Here is a 17533-nt window from a genome sequence, read left to right on the forward strand (position 1 = left end):
GAAGAAACAGTCACGATCTGAGCCACGTGACTCCACACAGCTTGACATCCGTCGCAGAACGGCAGGAATTGCGACCTGAAGCTCGGTCGCAGAGGGCGTCCCGAGGAAACCATCTCAGGTGAAAAGTGTGTCGCCGATGAACCCTCCTTCGGCGCACCCCGGCGGGATGGCGAAGACCGCGGATCCGATCGGAGTGGTCCACTCGTTGAGCAGATCGAGCTCGTCGAGTCGTCGTTGCATCGGGATGAACTGGCGATCGATGTCGGCCTGGAATGAGACGAAGATGAGGCCGGACTCGGAGACATTCGTGCCGGAGGGGCGTTCGTCGTAGTTGTACGCGCGGCGGAAGATTCGCTCCTTCCCGCCGCCGCGTGCGCGACGGATGTGCGCGAACTGCGGGATGACAGGGAACCCGATGCCGGTCGTCGCGTCGAAGTCCGGTTCATCGAACTCTTCAGTCCCGGTAAGGGGCGCGCCGTTGGCGAGGGTTCTGCCGATGGACGAGTCGCGTCCGCTGCGATCCAGACGGTCCCACTTGTCGAGATTCATGCTGATGCGGCGAACGACCATCCCTGTGCCGCCTGCGAGCCAGCCGTCGCCGGTCCAGACGACGCCGTCGAAGTCCTCCGTGCCCGGCTGCGGGTTGCTGGTCCCATCGACCTGGCCGAACAGGTTGCGCATCGTCGTGCCCGGGCGCTCTGTGCCGTACGCGCGCCGGAATCCTCGTTGCGTCCAGCGGACATCGGCAAAACCGCGGACATCCTTGAGCAGCATCCGGATCGCGTGCGCGACCGTGAGCGGATCGTCACCGGCGACCTGCAGCAGCAGATCCCCATCCGAGAACTCCGGCTGCAACCGGTCCACCCCGAACGCGGGCAGGGGCGCGAGCCATGCCGGTGCAGTTCCGCCCGCACGCTCGACGAGACCGGGGCCGAATCCGAACGTGACGGTCAGTCGCGCCGGCGAGAGCGCCAGCTCGGGCTCGGAGTCTGCCAGAGCGGGCTGCCCCTGGGTGAGCCGCGCGGCGTCGTCGGTGAGGATGCGCATCACGCGGACGAGGCCGTCGCGGTCGACATCGTCATGGAGGTCGAGGGCTACGAAGACTCCGTTGGCCTGAGCAGCCGTGTCCACTCCCGCTTGGTGAGTTCCGAAGAACGGCACCTTCTCCTCGCCGTTCATCGGCACGGAGACGGGTGCGCTCCCAGGATTCTGATCGTTCAGGGCGAGATCGGCGCCCACGGCCGCCACCGCGCCGGCGCCGGCGACAGCTCCTCCGAGGAGGAACTGCCGCCGGGTCGACCCGGAGCGGGGTGAGCGGGCGCCCTCAGCGGGCGTGGGCATCAGTGATCCATGTCCTCGTGCTCGTCGCCTTCCTCGTAGTTCTCGTTCGCGCCCGAGTAGTCCTTCACGGGCGCGGTGAACTCGTAGCTCGAATCGTCGGAGAACGTGAGGGTGAAGGTCGCTTCATCCCCTGCGCGCAACGGCTCGGTGAGGTCCATCAGCATGATGTGGTTCCCGCCGGGCTCGAGGACGAGGTCTTCGCCGGCGGGAATGACGAACCCGCCGTCGATCTCGCGCATGACCATCTCGCCCGCTTCGTTCTCGACGGTCTCGTGGAGCTCGAGCATGCTCGAGGCATCCGACGAGACCGACACGACGGTCACGTCGGCGTCACCGCTGTTGACGAGCGTGCCGAAGGATGCGGACATGCCTTCATCCGCGGCCTTCACCCAGGCATCTTCGATGGTGACGACGTCACCGAATGCGATGGACTCGTCCGTCGCCGGTGCGCTTTCTGCTGCGCACCCGGTCAGCGCAAGGAGAGAGACGGCGAAGACGGCGGCGAGACGCGCCGGGGTTTTGGTGGTGTTCATGGTGTTGCCTTTCACAGATCATCTGTCGCAGATTCATCCGTATCGGATGCTGCGGGTGCCGTCCGCGGACGGCGAAGGAATAGAAACAGGAGGAAGACGACGACAGCGATGACCGCACCGCCTCCTCCGACGAGAAGCACCCGGACGGCGCCGCTCGATTGGTCTGCGATCTGATCTGACGTCGTCGACGTCGCCCCCGGTGCTGCTTCTTCCGCCGCGCCCCCGGTGCCGGCCATCGGCAGAGGATCGGCATCGCCGATCGTGAACGGGATGACTCCCGCGATCGGATGCCCATCCTCCGACACGACCTGCCAGCGCACCTGGTAGCCGGCCACCGGCATGCCGGGCTTCAGCTCGGCGGTCACAGTGTCTCCAGACACCGTGACATCACCGCTGATCCAGTCGGTGCCCGACTCGTCCACGACGAGAACTACTGCCCCCGTCGTCGAAGAGTCGAGCACGATGAGATCACCGGAGAAGGTCATCGAGATGCTCGAGGGGGCGGCAGAAAGCCGCTCGCCCTGACTCGGAGTGCTCGAGACGAGCTGGTCATGGGCTGACGCGGGGGATGCGAACGCGAGCATCGCGACCGCAGCGACCGTCAGCCCCGCCGCAATGCTGCGGAAAGGTGACATGGCAGAAAACGCCTTTCGACGGACGCCGTGGTGCGGCGTCGTTGTCTTGCTCGGAGCGCGCGTGCGATGCACGCGGCGAGGCACTGCGGACGACGACGTACAGTCGCCTCCGCAGTGAGATCAGATCAGGATCGCGGGGTGAGAGGCGGTCCCCGACCGCGAAGCGTGGCGAGAAGCGCAGATGCGGCCCATCCGGCCGTTTGGAAGTCACCACGCGCGACGGTCCTCGCCATCGCCGGTCGCACGAGCACGGCATCGGCACGTCGGCGCAGCCATCGCACGGCGAGAGCTGCCAGTTCGCGCACCGCGAGCACGAAGTTTTCTCCGCGATGCAGGGCGACGACCGTCACAAGTGCAGCGATGCCGTGGCTGATCCACATGACCGAATCGGCGACCACAGCCTCTGACAGTCCCGCGGACGGCGGCAGCACCAGAGGCGCGCCGTGCACGTGCGGTGTCGAGACCCCCGCGGGCGTGATCGTACCCAGTACGAAGAGCAGGTGGAACAGGAACTGACTCAGCCCGACCGAGATGCTCAGCCGCATCAGCGAGAGCTTCCGGCCGGCAAGCAGCACGCAGATCATAGAGGCGAGGACCCAGGGCACGAAGATTCCGATGCCGCCCGGCATCTCTCCTCCGCCCCAGACGTGAGCGGCCAGAGCGATGAAGATCGACAGTGAAGACGCAGCGAAGCCGCGGATGACGGCCGGCTTCCTGGACTGGGTCACCCGTTCAGTCTGCCACGGAGTCAGTTCCGGCGATCAGGAGCCGGCCAGGAACTCCAGCGCGGCATCCTTGAACGCCTTCGAGCCCGGGGCGTTGAAGTGGTGCCGGTCGGGGATCTCGAAAAAGCTGCTATTCGGCGCCGCCGCTGCCAGGGTGCGCGAACCCTCGAGCACGGCATCCTTCGTTCCGGTGGCGAACAGGATCGGCCGAGTCGGTGCGTTCGACGGGTCGGGATCGATGGTCCTCGTCTGCCGCATGCCTTCCGCGAGTGCGAGGAGCGAGCGCAGATCGTTGCCCGGCACGCGCGAGGTGAGGGTCATGTAGTTCTTCGTCGTCTGGTCTTCGACGGGGGTGCCGTCTTCGATGTTCGCGCGCACCTGCTCGATATCGAGGCGCTCGAGCGGGATGCCGTCGGGCACACCGCCCAGGACGGCGCGATGGATGCGCTGCGGCAGATCGCGCACGACCTCCCAGCCGACGCGGGCGCCGAGCGAATACCCGACGTAGAGGGCGTCTTCGACGAGGTACGTGTCCAGCACGGTCTCGACGTCCGTCGCAAGCGTGCCGATCGCGTAGGCGTCGGGGTCATGGGGCTTGTCGCTCTTGCCATGGCCGCGCAGGTCGATGCCAAGGACGCGGTACCCGGCATCCGTGAGTCTGCGCGCCCATCCGGTCAGCACCCAGGTGTCTCGCGTGCTCGACGCGAAGCCGTGCACGAGCACGACCACCGGGGCGTCGACATCGCCCCAGCTGTAAGTCGCCAGACGCGTGCCGTCGGCGGCATAGATGAGTTGCGGATCCGGCATCCGCGTCAGATCGGAGAGAGGAACAGCCACCCCTCCATCATTACCCCGCCGCCGTGGATCGGGGCTTGTTGGACCCGGTTCCATAACATCATCCTTCCGACGGATGCGAATGTCGGCTGTCCTGCGTATCTTAAGAATGACGGAGGCGACCGGGGGGTCAGAAATGTCAACGATAGGTGTGGTGCGAGATCTGGCAGGGTTCTTCCTGTGGGCCGGGATCGCCGGCGCAGGAATTGCGCTGATCTGCGCGATCATCGTGGGTGTCGCGCTCGCGATCGGAAACGCCGGGCTGGCCGGCGGCACCGGCGCCGTGTGGATCGGCGGAGCACTGCTGAGCCTCGGTGCCGGCTTCTCGGGGCAGTGGATCCCCGCGCTCGTCGCGGTGGGGGCGCTCATTGCCGCCCTCGTGCTCGGTCCGGTCGTACGATCCGCGCTGACGGCGTTCGTGCGACGGCATCCTGCGCCGCCTGAGAAGCCGATCATCACGAACGCGCCGCCACCGGTTCCATCGCACGTTCCGGCCAAACCGGTGCCGCGCGCGGTCGGCGTGCACACAGTCACGTCCGAATCGATTCGATAGACTGGGGCGCTCGTCGGATGCCGGCGAGACGATTCCCCCTCGATCTTCACGTTCGGAAGCCCTTCCCGCATGGCCACCTCCCTCACGACGGGTCGCCCTTGGCGCGTCATCCTGGCGTTCTCCGTACCCCTGCTCATCGGCAACGTCGTGCAGCAGCTGTACCAGGTCGTCGACACGATCGTCGTCGGCCGCGAGCTCGGCGTGAACTCGCTCGCGGCAGTCGGGGCGACCGGATCGCTGCTGTTCCTGCTGCTCGGGTTCGCCTGGGGCATGACGAGCGGCTTCGCGATCCCGACGGCACAGGCATTCGGCGCGAAGGACGACGCGGGCGTGCGTCGCTCGGTCGCCACGGGCACGCTGCTGGCGGCGGTGGCCAGCATCCTGATCACGATCGGCGGGCCCTTGCTCGCCGGACCCGTGCTGATGCTGCTGCAGACGCCGCCCGACCTGCTGCCCGAGGCGACGCTGTTCACGCAGGTGAGCTTCCTCGGGGGCGGTGCGACGATGTTCTTCAACTACCTCTCCGCGATCATCCGCGCGATCGGAGACTCGAAGACGCCGCTGATCTTCCTCACCATCGCGTGCGCGCTGAATGTCGTGCTCGTCGTCGTGCTGGTCGGACCGGTCGGCTGGGGAGTCGCCGGTGCGGCGCTGGCGACCGTGGTCTCGCAGGCCGTCTCGGTGCTGCTGTGCCTCGTATTCGTTCGGCGTCGGATGCCGGTGCTGCACGTGCGGCGCGAAGACTGGAAGATCACCCGCAACGACATCGCCGATCACCTGCGGCTGGGGCTGCCGATGGGATTCCAGGCCTCGATCATCGCGATCGGCACCCTCGTGGTGCAGGTGGCGCTGAACATGCTCGGGGCAGAAGCCGTCGCCGCCTACACCACCGCGAGCCGCGTCGACAGCCTCGCGACCGCACTGCTCGCCTCGCTGGGCCTGGCCGTCTCGATGTACGTGGCGCAGAACTTCGGCGGGCGGCGACCTGACCGCATCCGCGCCGGTGTGAAGCAGGCGATCTGGATGACGATCATCGCGTCAGCCGTGCTCGGCGCGGTGCTCATCGCATTCGGCACGAACCTCGTGCGCCTGTTCGTCGGTGAGGGGTCGGACGAGGTCGTCGAGCGCGCGCACCTCATGCTCATCATCAACGGATCGACCTACGCTCTGTTGGGTGTGCTGTTCGTGCTGCGCGGCGCCCTGCAGGGGCTCGGACAGGCGATGATCCCGACCATCACCGGCACGGTAGAACTCTTCATGCGCGTGGGCGCGGCCGTGGCCCTCGGAGCCGTGCTGGGCTTCGGCGGAGTCGCCCTGAGCAACCCGCTGGCGTGGGTCGGCGCGGTCGTGATCCTCATCCCCGCGTACGTGCGGGCGCACCGGGCACTGGCGCGCATGCCGGTCGATCCGCTCGAGCCGACGCTCACCACGCCGATCGCACTCGTCGGACCGGACAACAGCTCGTTGAACGTGGATGCCGTGGTCACCGAGGCCGTCCCGATCGTCGTGCAGAAGCGGTGGAAGAAGCTGCTGCGCCGCTGAGCATCGCTACCCCAGCACGCCGCGCCCGTCGCGCAGCTCGAACACCAGCTGCGTCTCGGTGCCGCGCACGACCGGATGCACCGTGATGTGCTCCAGGACGATGTCGCGGAGCGCGACGGCATCCTGAACGACGACGTGCACGAGGAAGTCGTCGACGCCGGCGACGTGGAACACCTGCAGCACCCGCGGCGTCGCGGCGAGGGCGTCGAACAGCGCATTCACCTTGTCGCCGGTGTGGTTCGCGAGGCGCACCTTGATGATGGCCTCCAGCGGATAGCCGAGCGCTGCCGCATCGAGCCGGATCCGGGTGTCGCGGATGATCCCGCGGTCGCGCAGCCCGCGCACGCGGTGCGCGCAGGTCGACTCGGCAAGCCCGAGCTGCTGGGCGAGCGCCTTGTTGGTGAGGTCGGCGCGAGCGCTGAGCGCCGCGAGGATCTCGAGGTCGAGCTCGTCGAGTTGTGCTTTCGCCAATTCCGATCCTTCCGTGGGTCGCTGTCTTGCCGAAGAATGCGGATGACCACACTTCTCTGGCGGATGCTGTCGAATTCTCCCATTTCTATTGTGATTCCGGCAACGTTGAAGCATGACTGACCAGCTGCATCCAGACACGGTGGCCGTGCACAGTGGCCGAGCCGACCTCTCCGACCTCGGCGTGCACGCCCTGCCGATCGATCTGTCGACCACGAACCCGCTGCCCGACATCGAGCGCGGTGGGGACTCCTACGAAGCCATGGCGACCGGCGGCCGTCCACCCGCTGACGGCAGCATGGTCTACGCGCGGCTGTGGAACCCGACGGTGTCACGCTTCGAAGATGCGCTCGCCGAGATGGAGCACGCCGAAGCATCCGTGGCGTTCTCGTCGGGCATGGCGACGATGACCGCGGTGATCCTCGCCCACACGAGTGCCGTCGGAAAGCGCCATGTCGTGGCGGTCAGACCGCTGTACGGCGGCACCGACCATCTGCTCGGCTCCGGCCTGCTGGGTACGGAGACCACATACTGCCACCCGTCTGAGGTGCGGTCGATGATGCGCGAGGACACCGGCCTCGTCGTTCTGGAGACGCCGGCCAATCCCACGCTCGAGCTCGTCGACATCGCCGAGGTCGTCGCTGCCGCAGGGGAGGTGCCGGTGGTCGTCGACAACACCTTCGCGACGCCGCTGCTGCAGAATCCCCTCGACCACGGCGCGGCGATGTCACTGCACAGCGCGACGAAGTACCTCGGCGGGCACGGTGACGTCATCGCGGGCGTCGTGGCGTGCAGCGAACAGACGGCCGAGGCGCTGCGACGCGTGCGTGCGGTGACGGGTGGGCTGCTGCATCCGCTGGGCGCGTATCTGCTGCATCGCGGGCTCACGACCCTGCCGGTCAGGATGCGTCAGCAGCAGCAGAACGCCCAGCAGATCGTGCAGTGGCTGATCGACCGGCCCGAGGTCGACGAGGTGTTCTTCCCCGGGCTCGATGGCGACCCGGACGGTGTTCTCGAGCGGCAGATGCATGGCACGGGTGCGATGGTCGCGATCCGGATGCGGGGCGGGTACGCGGCTGCGAGCGCCGTCGCCTCGTCGGTGAAACTGTTCACCCATGCGGTGTCGCTGGGCGGCGTGGACTCGCTCATCCAGCATCCGGCCGCGCTCACGCACCGGCCGGTGCCGGCGGATGCTCGGCCGGATGCCGATGTGCTGCGGCTATCGATCGGACTGGAGGATGCCGGTGACTTGATCGCCGACCTCGGGCAGGCGTTTGCGCGGGTTGCCGCGGAGGTTCGCGTGGGCTGACTTCGGCTCGCTCCGCTCGCTCAGTCCGTTTCGTCTCGCTCCGCTCGCTCAACGACCCGCGGGGCGGGAGAGCGTTCGTTCAACGCCCCGCGGGGCCGGAGAGCGCCGGATGTTGAGCGGAGGCGGGGCGGGAGAGCGCCGGGCGTTGAGCGGAGGCGCGGAGCGCCGAAGACGAAACGGGGTGAGCGAGCGTCAGCGAGTCGAAGCCGCCCCCACGCCGCTCGGCACCCGCCGCGCGCGCAGCCGCTTGCCGATCACGCCCTGCCGCGGTGAGAACAGGTACACGAGCGCGAACACGCACCCCTGCACCACGACCACGAGCCCGCCGGATGCGGCGTCGATCCAGTAGCTGAGGTAGATCCCGATCACGCTGCACAGTGCCGACATGACGGGTGCGATCACCAGCATCCGTCCGAAGCGATCCGTCAGCAGGTAGGCCGTCGCGCCGGGGATGATGAGCATCGCCACCACGAGCACGACGCCGACGACCTGCAGGGCCACGACCGCGGTCAGTGCGAGCACGCCGAGCAGCAGTGCCCCCAGCATCCGGGGCGAGAGCCCGATCGCGAACGCGTGCGTCGGGTCGAAGGCGTACAGGGTGAGGTCGCGGCGTTTGACGATCAGTAGGCCGAAGGCGATCGCCGCGAGGATCGCGATCTGTATGAGGTCACCCTCGGATACCCCGAGGATGTTCCCGAAGATGATGTGGTTCAGATCCGTCTGGCTCGGGGTGACCGAGATCAGCACGAGCCCGAGCGCGAACAGGGTGGTGAAGACGATGCCGATCGCGGCATCCTCCTTGACGCGGCTCGTGCCGCGGATCAGGCCGATCAGCCCGACGGCAAGAAGTCCGAAGACCAGGGCGCCCAATGCGAACGGCGCTCCGAAGATGTACGCGAGCACGACACCGGGCAGCACGGCATGCGAGACCGCATCGCCCATCAGCGACCAGCCCACCAGAACCAGCCAGCACGAGAGCACCGCGCACACGACCGCCGCGACCGCCGTGGTGACGAGCGCGCGCACCATGAAGTCGTACTGCAGCGGCTCGAGAATCCAGTCGAGGATCACGGCGCATCCTCCAGCCCGAACGCCCGCGCGAGATTGCGGGGTTCGAGCGCCTCGGTCACCGATCCGTGGAAGAGCACCCGCCGCATCAGCAGCACCGCCTCGTCGGCGAGCGACGGCAGCGCATGCAGGTCGTGCGTCGAGACGAGCACCGTGCTGCCCGATGCCGCGAGCTCGCGCAGAAGCCGCACGATCGTCGCTTCGCTGCGCTTGTCGACGCCGGCGAACGGTTCGTCCAGGAGGAGGATGCCGGCGCGCTCCGCCAACCCCTGAGCGATGCCGCGGGCGACGAAGGCGCGCTTGCGCTGCCCGCCGGAGAGCTGCCCGATCTGCCGGTCGGCGAGCTCGGTGAGCTCGACTCGCTCCAGCGCCTCTTCGACCGCGCGCTTGTCCGCCGCGCGCGCTCGCCGCAGGGGCCCCTGCCGGCCGTATCGGCCCATCATCACGACGTCGCGCACCGAGACGGGGAACGTCCAGTCGACATCTTCGCTCTGCGGCACGTAGCCGATCAGTCCGCGGCGGCGAGCGGATGCCGGGTCGGCTCCCTCCAGCCGCACCTGCCCCGCGGTGGGCCGCACGAGCCCGATGATCGACTTGAACAGCGTCGACTTTCCCGAACCGTTCATGCCGATGAGCCCAGTCACCCGCCCGGGCTCGACCGCGAGTGAGATGTCGTCGAGTGCGAGCACGTCGCCGTACCGCACGGTGAGGCCGCTGATGTCGATGGCGCTCATGATCCGCTCCCGGTGAGACCGGCGACGATCAGGTCGGCGTCGTGCCGGATCAGATCGAGATAGGTGGGCACCGGGCCGTCGGGCTCGGACAGCGAGTCGACGTAGAGGGTGCCGCCGAAGGTCACACCCGTCGCCTCGACGACCTGCTGCATCGCCCGGTCCGACACGGTCGATTCGCAGAACACCGCCGGCACGTCGTTTTCGTCGACGAACTCGATCGCGGCGGCGATCTGCCGGGGTGTCGCTTGCTGCTCGGCGTTGACGGCCCAGATGTAGGCCTCCGTGAGACCCGCATCCCGCGCCAGATACGAGAAGGCTCCTTCGCACGTGACGAGAGCCCGTTCGTTCTCGGGCAGCTCCGCGAGGTCTGCGGCGAGGTCATCCTGCACCTGTTGCAGTTCCGCTTTGTACGCGTCAGCGTTCGCGGCGAAGTCCTCAGCGTGCTCAGGGGAGAGGTCGCTGAATGCCGTGGCCATCGCGTCGACGTACAGCCGGGCGTTCGCCGGACTCATCCACGCGTGCGGGTTGGGCTTACCGGCGTATGCGTCTTCGGTGATGTCGATCGCGTCGACCTCTTCCGAGACCACGATGTGCGGCACGTCGACCGAGTCGACGAACTGGGCGAACCAGGCCTCGAGGTTCAGTCCGTTGTCGAGGATGAGGTCGGCATCCGCCGCCTTGCGCACATCACCCGGCGTCGGCTCGTAGCCGTGGATCTCCGCGCCCGGCTTCGTGATCGACTCGATGCGCAGATGGTCGCCCGCAACGTTCTCGGCGATGTCGGCGAGCACCGTGAAGGTGGTCAGCACGACTGGGCGCTCATCGTCATTGAGGGCATCCGGCCCGGTGCACCCCGAGAGCGTGACCGCCACGGCACACGCGGCTGCGCCGGCGACAGCCCGCGCCACACGACCGCGATATTTAGGCACGCCGAAAACCTACCTTTTAGGCGCGCCTAGAACAAGCGCGCTCCGGGTCGGGTGCGCAGCTCTGTTGACTCGCAGTCAATGGATTCTGTCGACTCACCACAGAAGACCGCGTGCCGCGAGTGCTGAAACTTAGTGCCGGCGTTCAAAGGAACCGCCAGCGTGAGAATGACGCACTTACACTGCGGGTGGCAACGACGCCACCGACCCTGGAGCCCCAATGACGAGTTCTACGACCCACGCGCACGGCCGAGGCATGCGCATCACCGCCATCGTTCTCAGCCTGCTGCTGACCGCGATGGTGATTGTCTTCTTCCTGACGACCGGCAAGATCTCGGCCGGCGCGGCCGAGCTGTCCGACGGCACACTGACCGCAAAGGACGGCTCGACTCAGCTGGCCGCCGGCGCAGAGGATCTCTCCACCGGAGCCGGCACGCTGGCTGACGGCACCGAGAAGCTCGCCGAGGGTGCCGCGAGTGCGCATGCCGGCTCAAGGAAGCTCGTGACCGGTGCGAAGAGTGCGTCGACCGGTGCAGCCTCGTTGGCCGCCGGCGCGGACACGTTGGCTGCCGGAGCATCCGACGCCACGGCAGGAGCCGCGAAGCTCAGCGGCGGCGCACTGGATGCGCTGCTCGGCGCGCAGAAGCTCACCGCCGGGCTGGCGTCGGCGGACTCGGGAGCCCAAACCGCGCTTGACGGTGCGCAGAGTCTGTCGAGCGGTGCGGCGCAGGTCGACGACGGTGCGCGGTCGGTACTCAACGGCGCGACGCGCCTTTCCGCCGGAACCCAGCAGGTGGATGCGGGTGCGCAGAAGGCACGGGAAGGCACACAGCGCCTGTCTGCCGGCGCCCAGGAGACGGATGCCGGGGCACAAGCAGTGCTCGACGGCGTGACCAGCCTCGCCGCCGGGGTCGCCGGAGCCCACCAGGTTGCGGGCCAGGTGCTCGTCGGAGCCGATCAGCTCAACGCCGGCCTGGCGGCAGCTGTCACCCCGGAGCTGCAGGTCCTCGCCAGCGAAGAGACTGCCGCAGCCGTCACCGCCGCGGCCGACAGCGCGCCGGGCAACTCTCAGCAGCTGGCCGATGCACTCGCGCAGCTCGCCGCCTCCGATCCCGACAATGCGCAGTTCCAGCAGCTCGCCGCACTCTCGGCGGGCGTCGATGCACAGGTCGACGGCATCGCCGGCGCGGCTGCGGCCGCACCAGCGCTCGCCGCAGGAACACTGAACACCGCAGCTGCAGCCGAACAGGTGGCTGCTGGTGCGAACGCGCTGGTCAACGGCAACGCTGCTCAGGGATGGCCAGGGACCGTGGCTCTCGTCGATGCGGAGAATGGCGCACCCGCGCTCCTCGTCGGCACGCAGGCGCTGAAGGCCGGTACCGCGCAGCTCTCCACCGGCGCTTCCGACCTCGCCGCCGGAATCGCCCCCTTGACGGATGGCACGGCGCAGCTCGTCGCTGGCGCAGCGCAGCTGGCCGACGGCGCGCAGCCGCTCAAGGCGGGAACCTCTCAGGTCGCCACAGGAGCACAGCAGCTCTCCACCGGTCTGCAGCCGCTGAAGGATGGCACGGCCGAATTGGCCGGCGGCGCGAGCAGTCTCGCCGGGGGCATGGACACTCTCGCCGCTGGTGCGACGTCGTTGCACGCCGGTTCGATCCGGATCGATTCCGGCGCGAGCAGCCTCGACGAGGGCGCAGCGGCGCTCGCGGCGGGCACGGCAACGCTGGCGACCGGCGCCTCGAAGCTCGATACCGGCGTCGGTGCGCTCTCGGAGGGAGCGGCCACGGTCTCGGACGGATCGGGAGAGCTCGCCGACGGCGGCGAAACGCTCGCTGTTGGTGCCGCAGACCTTGCGGCGGGCAACGGTCTCGTCGCCGACGGCTCTGGCACGCTGGCGACCGCGACGGCCGGTGCGGCACCCTCGATGCTGCCGTGGATGCTCGGCGCCGTACTGGTCGGTCTCATCGCGATCGGCTTCTGGATCGGCCATCGCGTGCAGCACCGTCGGGCTCTCCAGCTCGCCGACTGAACCCCTGCTCGACGGAGCCGCCCCGGCGCATCTCGCGCGCCGGGGCGGTTCGCTGTCGCGGCGCCGGGCAGTCCCGATGAGGGTCGCTCTGCCGAGGGCAGAACCGCTGTGAGCGGATTCCGGCACCGCGTTCGCCCCGGCCGCGCAGGCTGAAGGCATGAGCGAAGACACTCCCATCCCGCAGTTCGGCCCTGAAGCCAGACGCGCGCTGTTCCATGACCGCATCCTCGTGCTCGATGGCGCCCTCGACGACGACAACGGCACCCTGCTGATGACGCAGCTGCTGACGCTGTCGGCCGAAGATCCCGTCGCCGACATCGCCCTGTGGATTCACTCGCCCGGCGGCTCGGTGCCGTCGATGCTGGCGATCCGCGACATCATGCGCCTCATCCCGAACGACGTGGCCACACTCGCCCTCGGCGTCGCAGCCAGCGCGGGGCAGTTCCTGCTCTCCGGCGGCACAAGGGGCAAGCGTCGGGCGCTGCCGCACGCGCGGATCCTCATGCATCAGGGTTCAGCCGGGATCGGCGGCTCGGCGGTCGAGATCGAGGTGCAGGCCGATGACCTCCGTCAGATGCGCGACACCGTGCTCGGACTCATCTCCGACGACACCGGTCAGCCGGTCGAGCGCATCTTCGACGACTCGCTGCACGACCACTGGTACACCGCGGTCGAGGCCGAGCAGTACGGATTCATCGACGAGATCGTCACGACGATCGCAGACGTCATGCCGCGCCGCCGCGCGCGGGTCGGATTGGGGACGGATGCTGCGGCACCCGCCCCGGAAGGAGAGACGCCATGAGCAGTTACACGATCCCGAACGTCATCGCGCAGCATCCACGGGGTGAGCGCGTCATGGACGTCTACTCGCACCTGCTCGCCGAGCGCGTCATCTACCTCGGCACCGGTATCGACGCCGGGGTCGCGAACGCGCTGATCGCGCAGCTGCTGCATCTGGATGCCGACAGTCCCGACACCGGCATCCAGTTCTACATCAACAGCGAGGGTGGCGACCCGGGTGCGGCGCTGGCGATCTACGACACGATGCAGCACATCCGCCCGACCGTCGCGACGACGGTCGTCGGCCAGGCGATCGGGCCGGCAGCGCTCCTCGTGACCGCTGGCACGCCGGGGCAGCGGGCGGCGCTCGAACACGCCCGCATCGTGCTGCATCAGCCCGCGGGGCAGTCGCGCGGAGCGATCCCCGACCTCATCCTCGCCGCCGACGAGGTCGTGCGCGTGCGCGCGGACATGGAGGCCGTGCTCGCCCGGCACACCGGCCGCACGGTCGAGGCGCTGCGCGCCGACACCGACCGGGATCGGGTGTTCACGGCATCCGCCGCCCTCGAGTACGGGCTGATCGACACCGTGCTGGCGGAGCGGGCGGCCGCATAGCCGCCTGACACTTGTCGGTCCAGATCACACCCGTCGGCCCCGATATTGGATTTCGGCTGACGGGTGTGATTCAGGCTGACAAGTGTCGGCCGAGGTCACGCCGCGAGCGCGAGTGCCCCGCGACCGGCCGAGACCGTGGCGGATGCCGGGGCTGCGGCCGTGCGCAGCTCATCCGCCACGCCGCTGGTGAGCTCGATCAGCGTCGTGTCGAGCGCACCGGCGATCGCCGCGATCATCTCGCTCGACGGTTCCTTCAGCCCGCGCTCGACCTCGGAGAGGTACTGCGGTGAGACGCCGGCCTGCTCGGCGGTCTCGGTGAGCGTCTCGTCGCGCTCGTGCCGCCGGCGGCGCAGCAGATCGCCGAGCAGATGCCGCCAGAGCGGCTCGGGTCCGTCCTGCGGACGGCGCGGTGGATGCTGCAGACGGGGCAAACGGGCGATCTCGGCCATGCCTCACGCTAACCCCGCGATCGGATGCCGCGACACCCGTTCTGCTCTGAGCAGAACCGGCTCACCACAATCGAGGCGACCCGTTGGCTGCAAGACTGACCACGGACGAGAATGACCACATGAAGGAGCAGCACATGCGCGGAGTAGTCATGCACGGGCCCGGCGACGTCCGGGTCGAAGAACGCGAGAAGCCGGTCATCACCCGCCCGACGGATGCCGTCATCAAGGTCGCCGCGACCTGCATCTGCGGGTCGGACCTGTGGCCCTACCGCGGTGCCGACAAGGTGCACGAGACGCCGATGGGGCACGAGTACGTCGGAGTCGTCGAGGAGGTCGGCGCCGAGGTGACGACGATCAAGGTCGGCGACTTCGTGGTCGGATCGTTCATGGCGTCCGACAACACCTGCGAGATCTGCCAGGCCGGGTACCAGTCCCGCTGCGCGCACGTCGTGCCGATGGGCCGGTTCGGAACGCAGGCCGAGTACAGTCTCATCCCGCACGCCGACGGCACCCTGGTCGCAACCCCCGGCCCGCCGGACGCCGACCTGATCCCGGCACTGCTCGCCGCATCCGACGTGCTCGGCACCGGCTGGTTCGCCGCCGTGGCCGCCGAGGCCGGACCAGGCAAGACGGTCGCGGTCGTCGGTGACGGCGCGGTCGGGCTCCTCGGTATCCTCGCGGCGAAGCAGCTCGGCGCGGAGCGGATCATCGCGATGAGCAGGCACGCCGACCGTCAGGAGCTGGCCCGCAGCTTCGGCGCGACCGACATCGTCGAAGAGCGCGGCGACGAGGGCGTGGCGAAGATCAAGGAGCTCACGAACGGGCTCGGTGCACACTCGGTGATCGAAGCCGTCGGCACCCAGGAGTCGATGATGCAGGCGATACGCTCCACCCGCGCCGGCGGACACGTCGGCTTCGTCGGCGTCTCGCACGACGTGGCACTGCCCGGCCAGGAGCTGTTCAATTCCGGGGTGCACCTGCACGGAGGCCCCGCTCCTGTCCGCCGCTTCCTGCCCGAGCTCATCCAGCTCATCTGGGATAGGAAGATCACCCCGGGTGACGTTTTCGACCTCACGCTGCCGCTCGAAGAGGCTGCCGCCGGGTACAAAGCGATGGACGAGCGCCGTGCGACCAAGGTGCTGCTGACCGTGTGACCGCCGACGGCGCGCCTGGCGCTGCTCAAGGACGCCTACCACACGTCTGGGACGACGATCTGGATCGAACACGTGAGTGACGAGGAGGATCGATGCCGCTCGTGTTCACCCGGTCAGCTGCTCCGCGAGGAACGCGGCCTGTTTCTCCCACTGCGTGCCCATTCCGCCCTCGTGCTCGTTGAACGCGTACTCGACGATGTCCGCGGCGCCGCCCCAGTGGTTCCGCGCGGCGTACACCGTCGACGGCGGGCAGGTCTGGTCCATGAGAGCGACCGAGAAGAGAGCGGGGGCGGTTGCCCTGCGGGCGAGGTTCACGCCGTCGAAGTACGAGAGCGTCTCAAAGGTGCGCTCTGCCGCATCGCGGTGGATCGACAGGTACTTCACGATCTCCTGATAGGGGGCGCGGTCGGTCAGTCCGACGGCGCGGTCGAAATGGCACAGGAATGGAACATCGGGCATGGCGGCGATCAGGCCTGTTGACAGCGCGGCCGCCGCGATCGCGATGCCGCCTCCTTGGCTCCCGCCGCACACCGCCACACGCGCCGCGTCGATCCGGTCGAGTGAACGGATCGCGTCGATCGCGAGAACCGCATCCGTGTACACGCGTCGGTAGTAGTAGGCGTCCGGATCCTCGATTCCACGGGTCATGAATCCGGGTGTGGCCGGCCCTGAGCCGTGCGGATCGGGAGTCACGCCGCCGGTTCCCCAGCCGCTGCCCTGTCCGCGGGTGTCCATGAAGAAGTGCGCGTATCCGGATGACGCCCACCCCAGCCGCTCGTGGGGGAGGCCGCGGCCACCGCCGTATCCGTTGAACTCGATCACTGCCGGCAAGGGCTCCTCGGCCTCGGCGGGCATCAGCAGCCAGCCGCCGATCGGATCCCCGCAGTATCCGCTGAAGGTGGCGTCGTAGACCTCGACCGACTGCAGCGGCGAGTCGATGCGCGACAGACGGATCGACTCCATGAGAGCACGGGACTCGGCGAGCGTCTGCTCCCAGAAGTCGTCGAAGTCGGCGGGCTCCGTCACTTCGGGGCGGTAGGAGCGCAACTCCTCGGCAGGTAGGTCGAAACGCGGCATCGCGGAATCCTTCACTCGGGGGCGTCCAGCAGTTTATCCATCGACGGTTCCCTACGGTGGGAGCACTGGATAGGCTAAGGGTCGACTCACTTCCCCTATCTGCGAATCCCCTCCTTGCTGAGTTCTGCTCGATCGTGGAGGCGCGGTGCGCATTGCTCAGAAAGGTGTTCCCCGTGAACGAATCCGTCGAGAACAGCACCGCGCAGGGGGCCGACTTCTTCGACCAGCTCGCTCAGGGGCCGTCCCGCGACCAGGACACCTTCGCGGTCGCCTTCCGCGGGTACGACCGCGGTGAGGTGGATGCCGCGATCGCCGGCCTGCGCATGCAGGTGCAGCGCGCGGAGGGCGAACTCGATGAAGCACGCTCCGGCGTGAACCGCGACGTCGAGGCGGTGCGCGCCGAGGTCGACGCCGCGCGGTCGGAGAGCGAGGCGCAGGTCGCCGAGCGCGAAGCCCGCATCGCCGAACTCGAGAAGCAGCAGGAGGAGCAGCTCGCCGAGGCCCGTGCCGCCGATGAGAAGCGCATCGCCGATCTCGAGGCCGACCTGGCCGCCGCCCGTGCCCAGGTCGACGAGGCCGAACAGCAGGTCAGCGCGCTGTCCAACGAACTCGTGGACGCCCCGAAGGACGAGGCCGACGCAGAGGGCTCCCGCCTGCAGTTCGAGGCCGTGCTCCGCGTCGCCGAAGAGCAGGCAACCGTGCTCATCCAGAACGCGGCCGTGCAGGCTGAGCGCCTGCTCGTAGCCGCACGCGAAGAGGCA

Annotated in this window: 18 protein-coding genes and 1 pseudogene; 8 read left to right on the forward strand and 11 right to left on the reverse strand. The window is 68.3% G+C overall.

Annotation, left to right across the window (positions count from 1 at the left end):
- Positions 1-114 precede the first annotated feature (114 nt).
- The 5 genes from ACTICP_RS12530 to ACTICP_RS12550 all read right to left on the reverse strand — a co-directional run bounded on the left by ACTICP_RS12530 (position 115) and on the right by ACTICP_RS12550 (position 4071).
- The gene (locus tag ACTICP_RS12530; RefSeq protein ID WP_441892838.1) at positions 115-1341 is read right to left on the reverse strand and encodes a Dyp-type peroxidase; all 1227 of its coding nucleotides are present in this window, start codon (positions 1339-1341) and stop codon (positions 115-117) included.
- Positions 1341-1874, reverse strand: a complete 534-nt coding sequence (locus ACTICP_RS12535; RefSeq protein ID WP_441892840.1) for a copper chaperone PCu(A)C — start codon at positions 1872-1874, stop codon at positions 1341-1343. The genes ACTICP_RS12530 and ACTICP_RS12535 overlap by 1 nt, the downstream gene beginning before the upstream one ends.
- Before the next feature lie 11 nt (positions 1875-1885).
- Positions 1886-2509, reverse strand: a complete 624-nt coding sequence (locus ACTICP_RS12540; RefSeq protein WP_441892842.1) for a copper resistance CopC family protein — start codon at positions 2507-2509, stop codon at positions 1886-1888.
- Positions 2510-2634: 125 nt separating this feature from the next.
- Complete coding sequence (locus tag ACTICP_RS12545; protein WP_441892844.1) at positions 2635-3237, reverse strand: hypothetical protein; 603 nt, start codon at positions 3235-3237, stop codon at positions 2635-2637.
- 33 nt (positions 3238-3270) lie between these two features.
- Positions 3271-4071 (reverse strand): alpha/beta fold hydrolase, encoded by an 801-nt coding sequence (locus ACTICP_RS12550; RefSeq protein ID WP_441892846.1) that lies wholly within the window; start codon positions 4069-4071, stop codon positions 3271-3273.
- Between the two features lie 151 nt (positions 4072-4222).
- Between ACTICP_RS12550 and ACTICP_RS12555 the strand changes: the two genes are divergently transcribed.
- Together ACTICP_RS12555 and ACTICP_RS12560 are read left to right on the forward strand one after the other, a co-directional pair.
- Positions 4223-4621, forward strand: coding sequence for a hypothetical protein (locus ACTICP_RS12555; protein WP_441892848.1), 399 nt, complete (start codon positions 4223-4225; stop codon positions 4619-4621).
- A gap of 69 nt (positions 4622-4690) precedes the next feature.
- Positions 4691-6163: an MATE family efflux transporter gene (locus ACTICP_RS12560; protein ID WP_441892850.1), complete on the forward strand. Its 1473-nt coding sequence runs from the start codon at positions 4691-4693 to the stop codon at positions 6161-6163.
- Positions 6164-6169: 6 nt separating this feature from the next.
- On the opposite strand, the gene ACTICP_RS12565 is transcribed toward ACTICP_RS12560, so the two are convergent.
- On the reverse strand, positions 6170-6634 hold the full coding sequence (locus ACTICP_RS12565; RefSeq protein ID WP_441892852.1) for an Lrp/AsnC family transcriptional regulator: 465 nt from the start codon (positions 6632-6634) through the stop codon (positions 6170-6172).
- Between the two features lie 112 nt (positions 6635-6746).
- Between ACTICP_RS12565 and ACTICP_RS12570 the strand changes: the two genes are divergently transcribed.
- A complete protein-coding gene (locus ACTICP_RS12570; protein WP_441892854.1) occupies positions 6747-7940 on the forward strand; it encodes a trans-sulfuration enzyme family protein in 1194 nt (397 codons plus the stop codon).
- A gap of 192 nt (positions 7941-8132) precedes the next feature.
- On the opposite strand, the gene ACTICP_RS12575 is transcribed toward ACTICP_RS12570, so the two are convergent.
- From ACTICP_RS12575 to ACTICP_RS12585, 3 genes are read right to left on the reverse strand one after another with little or no spacing between them, the layout of a single operon-like run.
- Positions 8133-8969 carry a metal ABC transporter permease gene (locus ACTICP_RS12575; RefSeq protein ID WP_441892882.1) on the reverse strand — a complete coding sequence of 279 codons (837 nt, stop codon included), beginning with the start codon at positions 8967-8969 and terminating at the stop codon, positions 8133-8135.
- A 38-nt stretch (positions 8970-9007) separates the two neighbouring features.
- Entirely contained in the window at positions 9008-9742 is a 735-nt protein-coding gene (locus tag ACTICP_RS12580; protein WP_441892856.1) for a metal ABC transporter ATP-binding protein, read from the reverse strand.
- Positions 9739-10671: a metal ABC transporter substrate-binding protein gene (locus ACTICP_RS12585; RefSeq protein WP_441892858.1), complete on the reverse strand. Its 933-nt coding sequence runs from the start codon at positions 10669-10671 to the stop codon at positions 9739-9741. The genes ACTICP_RS12580 and ACTICP_RS12585 overlap by 4 nt, the downstream gene beginning before the upstream one ends.
- A 217-nt stretch (positions 10672-10888) precedes the next feature.
- Here ACTICP_RS12585 and ACTICP_RS12590 point away from each other — a divergent pair, with 217 nt between their 5' ends.
- The 3 genes from ACTICP_RS12590 (at position 10889) to ACTICP_RS12600 (ending at position 14092) form a co-directional block, all read left to right on the forward strand.
- The gene (locus ACTICP_RS12590; RefSeq protein WP_441892860.1) at positions 10889-12697 is read left to right on the forward strand and encodes a hypothetical protein; all 1809 of its coding nucleotides are present in this window, start codon (positions 10889-10891) and stop codon (positions 12695-12697) included.
- 157 nt (positions 12698-12854) lie between these two features.
- Complete coding sequence (locus ACTICP_RS12595) at positions 12855-13499, forward strand: ClpP family protease (RefSeq protein WP_441892862.1); 645 nt, start codon at positions 12855-12857, stop codon at positions 13497-13499.
- Positions 13496-14092, forward strand: a complete 597-nt coding sequence (locus ACTICP_RS12600; protein WP_441892864.1) for a ClpP family protease — start codon at positions 13496-13498, stop codon at positions 14090-14092. Before ACTICP_RS12595 ends, ACTICP_RS12600 begins: the two co-directional genes overlap by 4 nt.
- Before the next feature lie 95 nt (positions 14093-14187).
- Here the strand turns inward: ACTICP_RS12600 and ACTICP_RS12605 are convergent, their stop codons facing one another.
- On the reverse strand, positions 14188-14541 hold the full coding sequence (locus ACTICP_RS12605) for a helix-turn-helix domain-containing protein (RefSeq protein ID WP_441892866.1): 354 nt from the start codon (positions 14539-14541) through the stop codon (positions 14188-14190).
- Positions 14542-14675: 134 nt separating this feature from the next.
- On the opposite strand from ACTICP_RS12605, the gene ACTICP_RS12610 reads away from it, so the two are divergent.
- Complete coding sequence (locus tag ACTICP_RS12610) at positions 14676-15695, forward strand: zinc-dependent alcohol dehydrogenase family protein (protein ID WP_441892884.1); 1020 nt, start codon at positions 14676-14678, stop codon at positions 15693-15695.
- Between the two features lie 105 nt (positions 15696-15800).
- On the opposite strand, the gene ACTICP_RS12615 is transcribed toward ACTICP_RS12610, so the two are convergent.
- Complete coding sequence (locus tag ACTICP_RS12615; protein WP_441892868.1) at positions 15801-16772, reverse strand: acetylxylan esterase; 972 nt, start codon at positions 16770-16772, stop codon at positions 15801-15803.
- A gap of 173 nt (positions 16773-16945) precedes the next feature.
- Here ACTICP_RS12615 and ACTICP_RS12620 point away from each other — a divergent pair.
- Positions 16946-17533 (forward strand): annotated as a pseudogene (locus ACTICP_RS12620) (hypothetical protein); the annotation flags it as partial.

This window comes from Microbacterium sp. (genome assembly GCF_052102115.1).
Classification (GTDB): Bacteria; Actinomycetota; Actinomycetes; order Actinomycetales; family Microbacteriaceae; genus Microbacterium.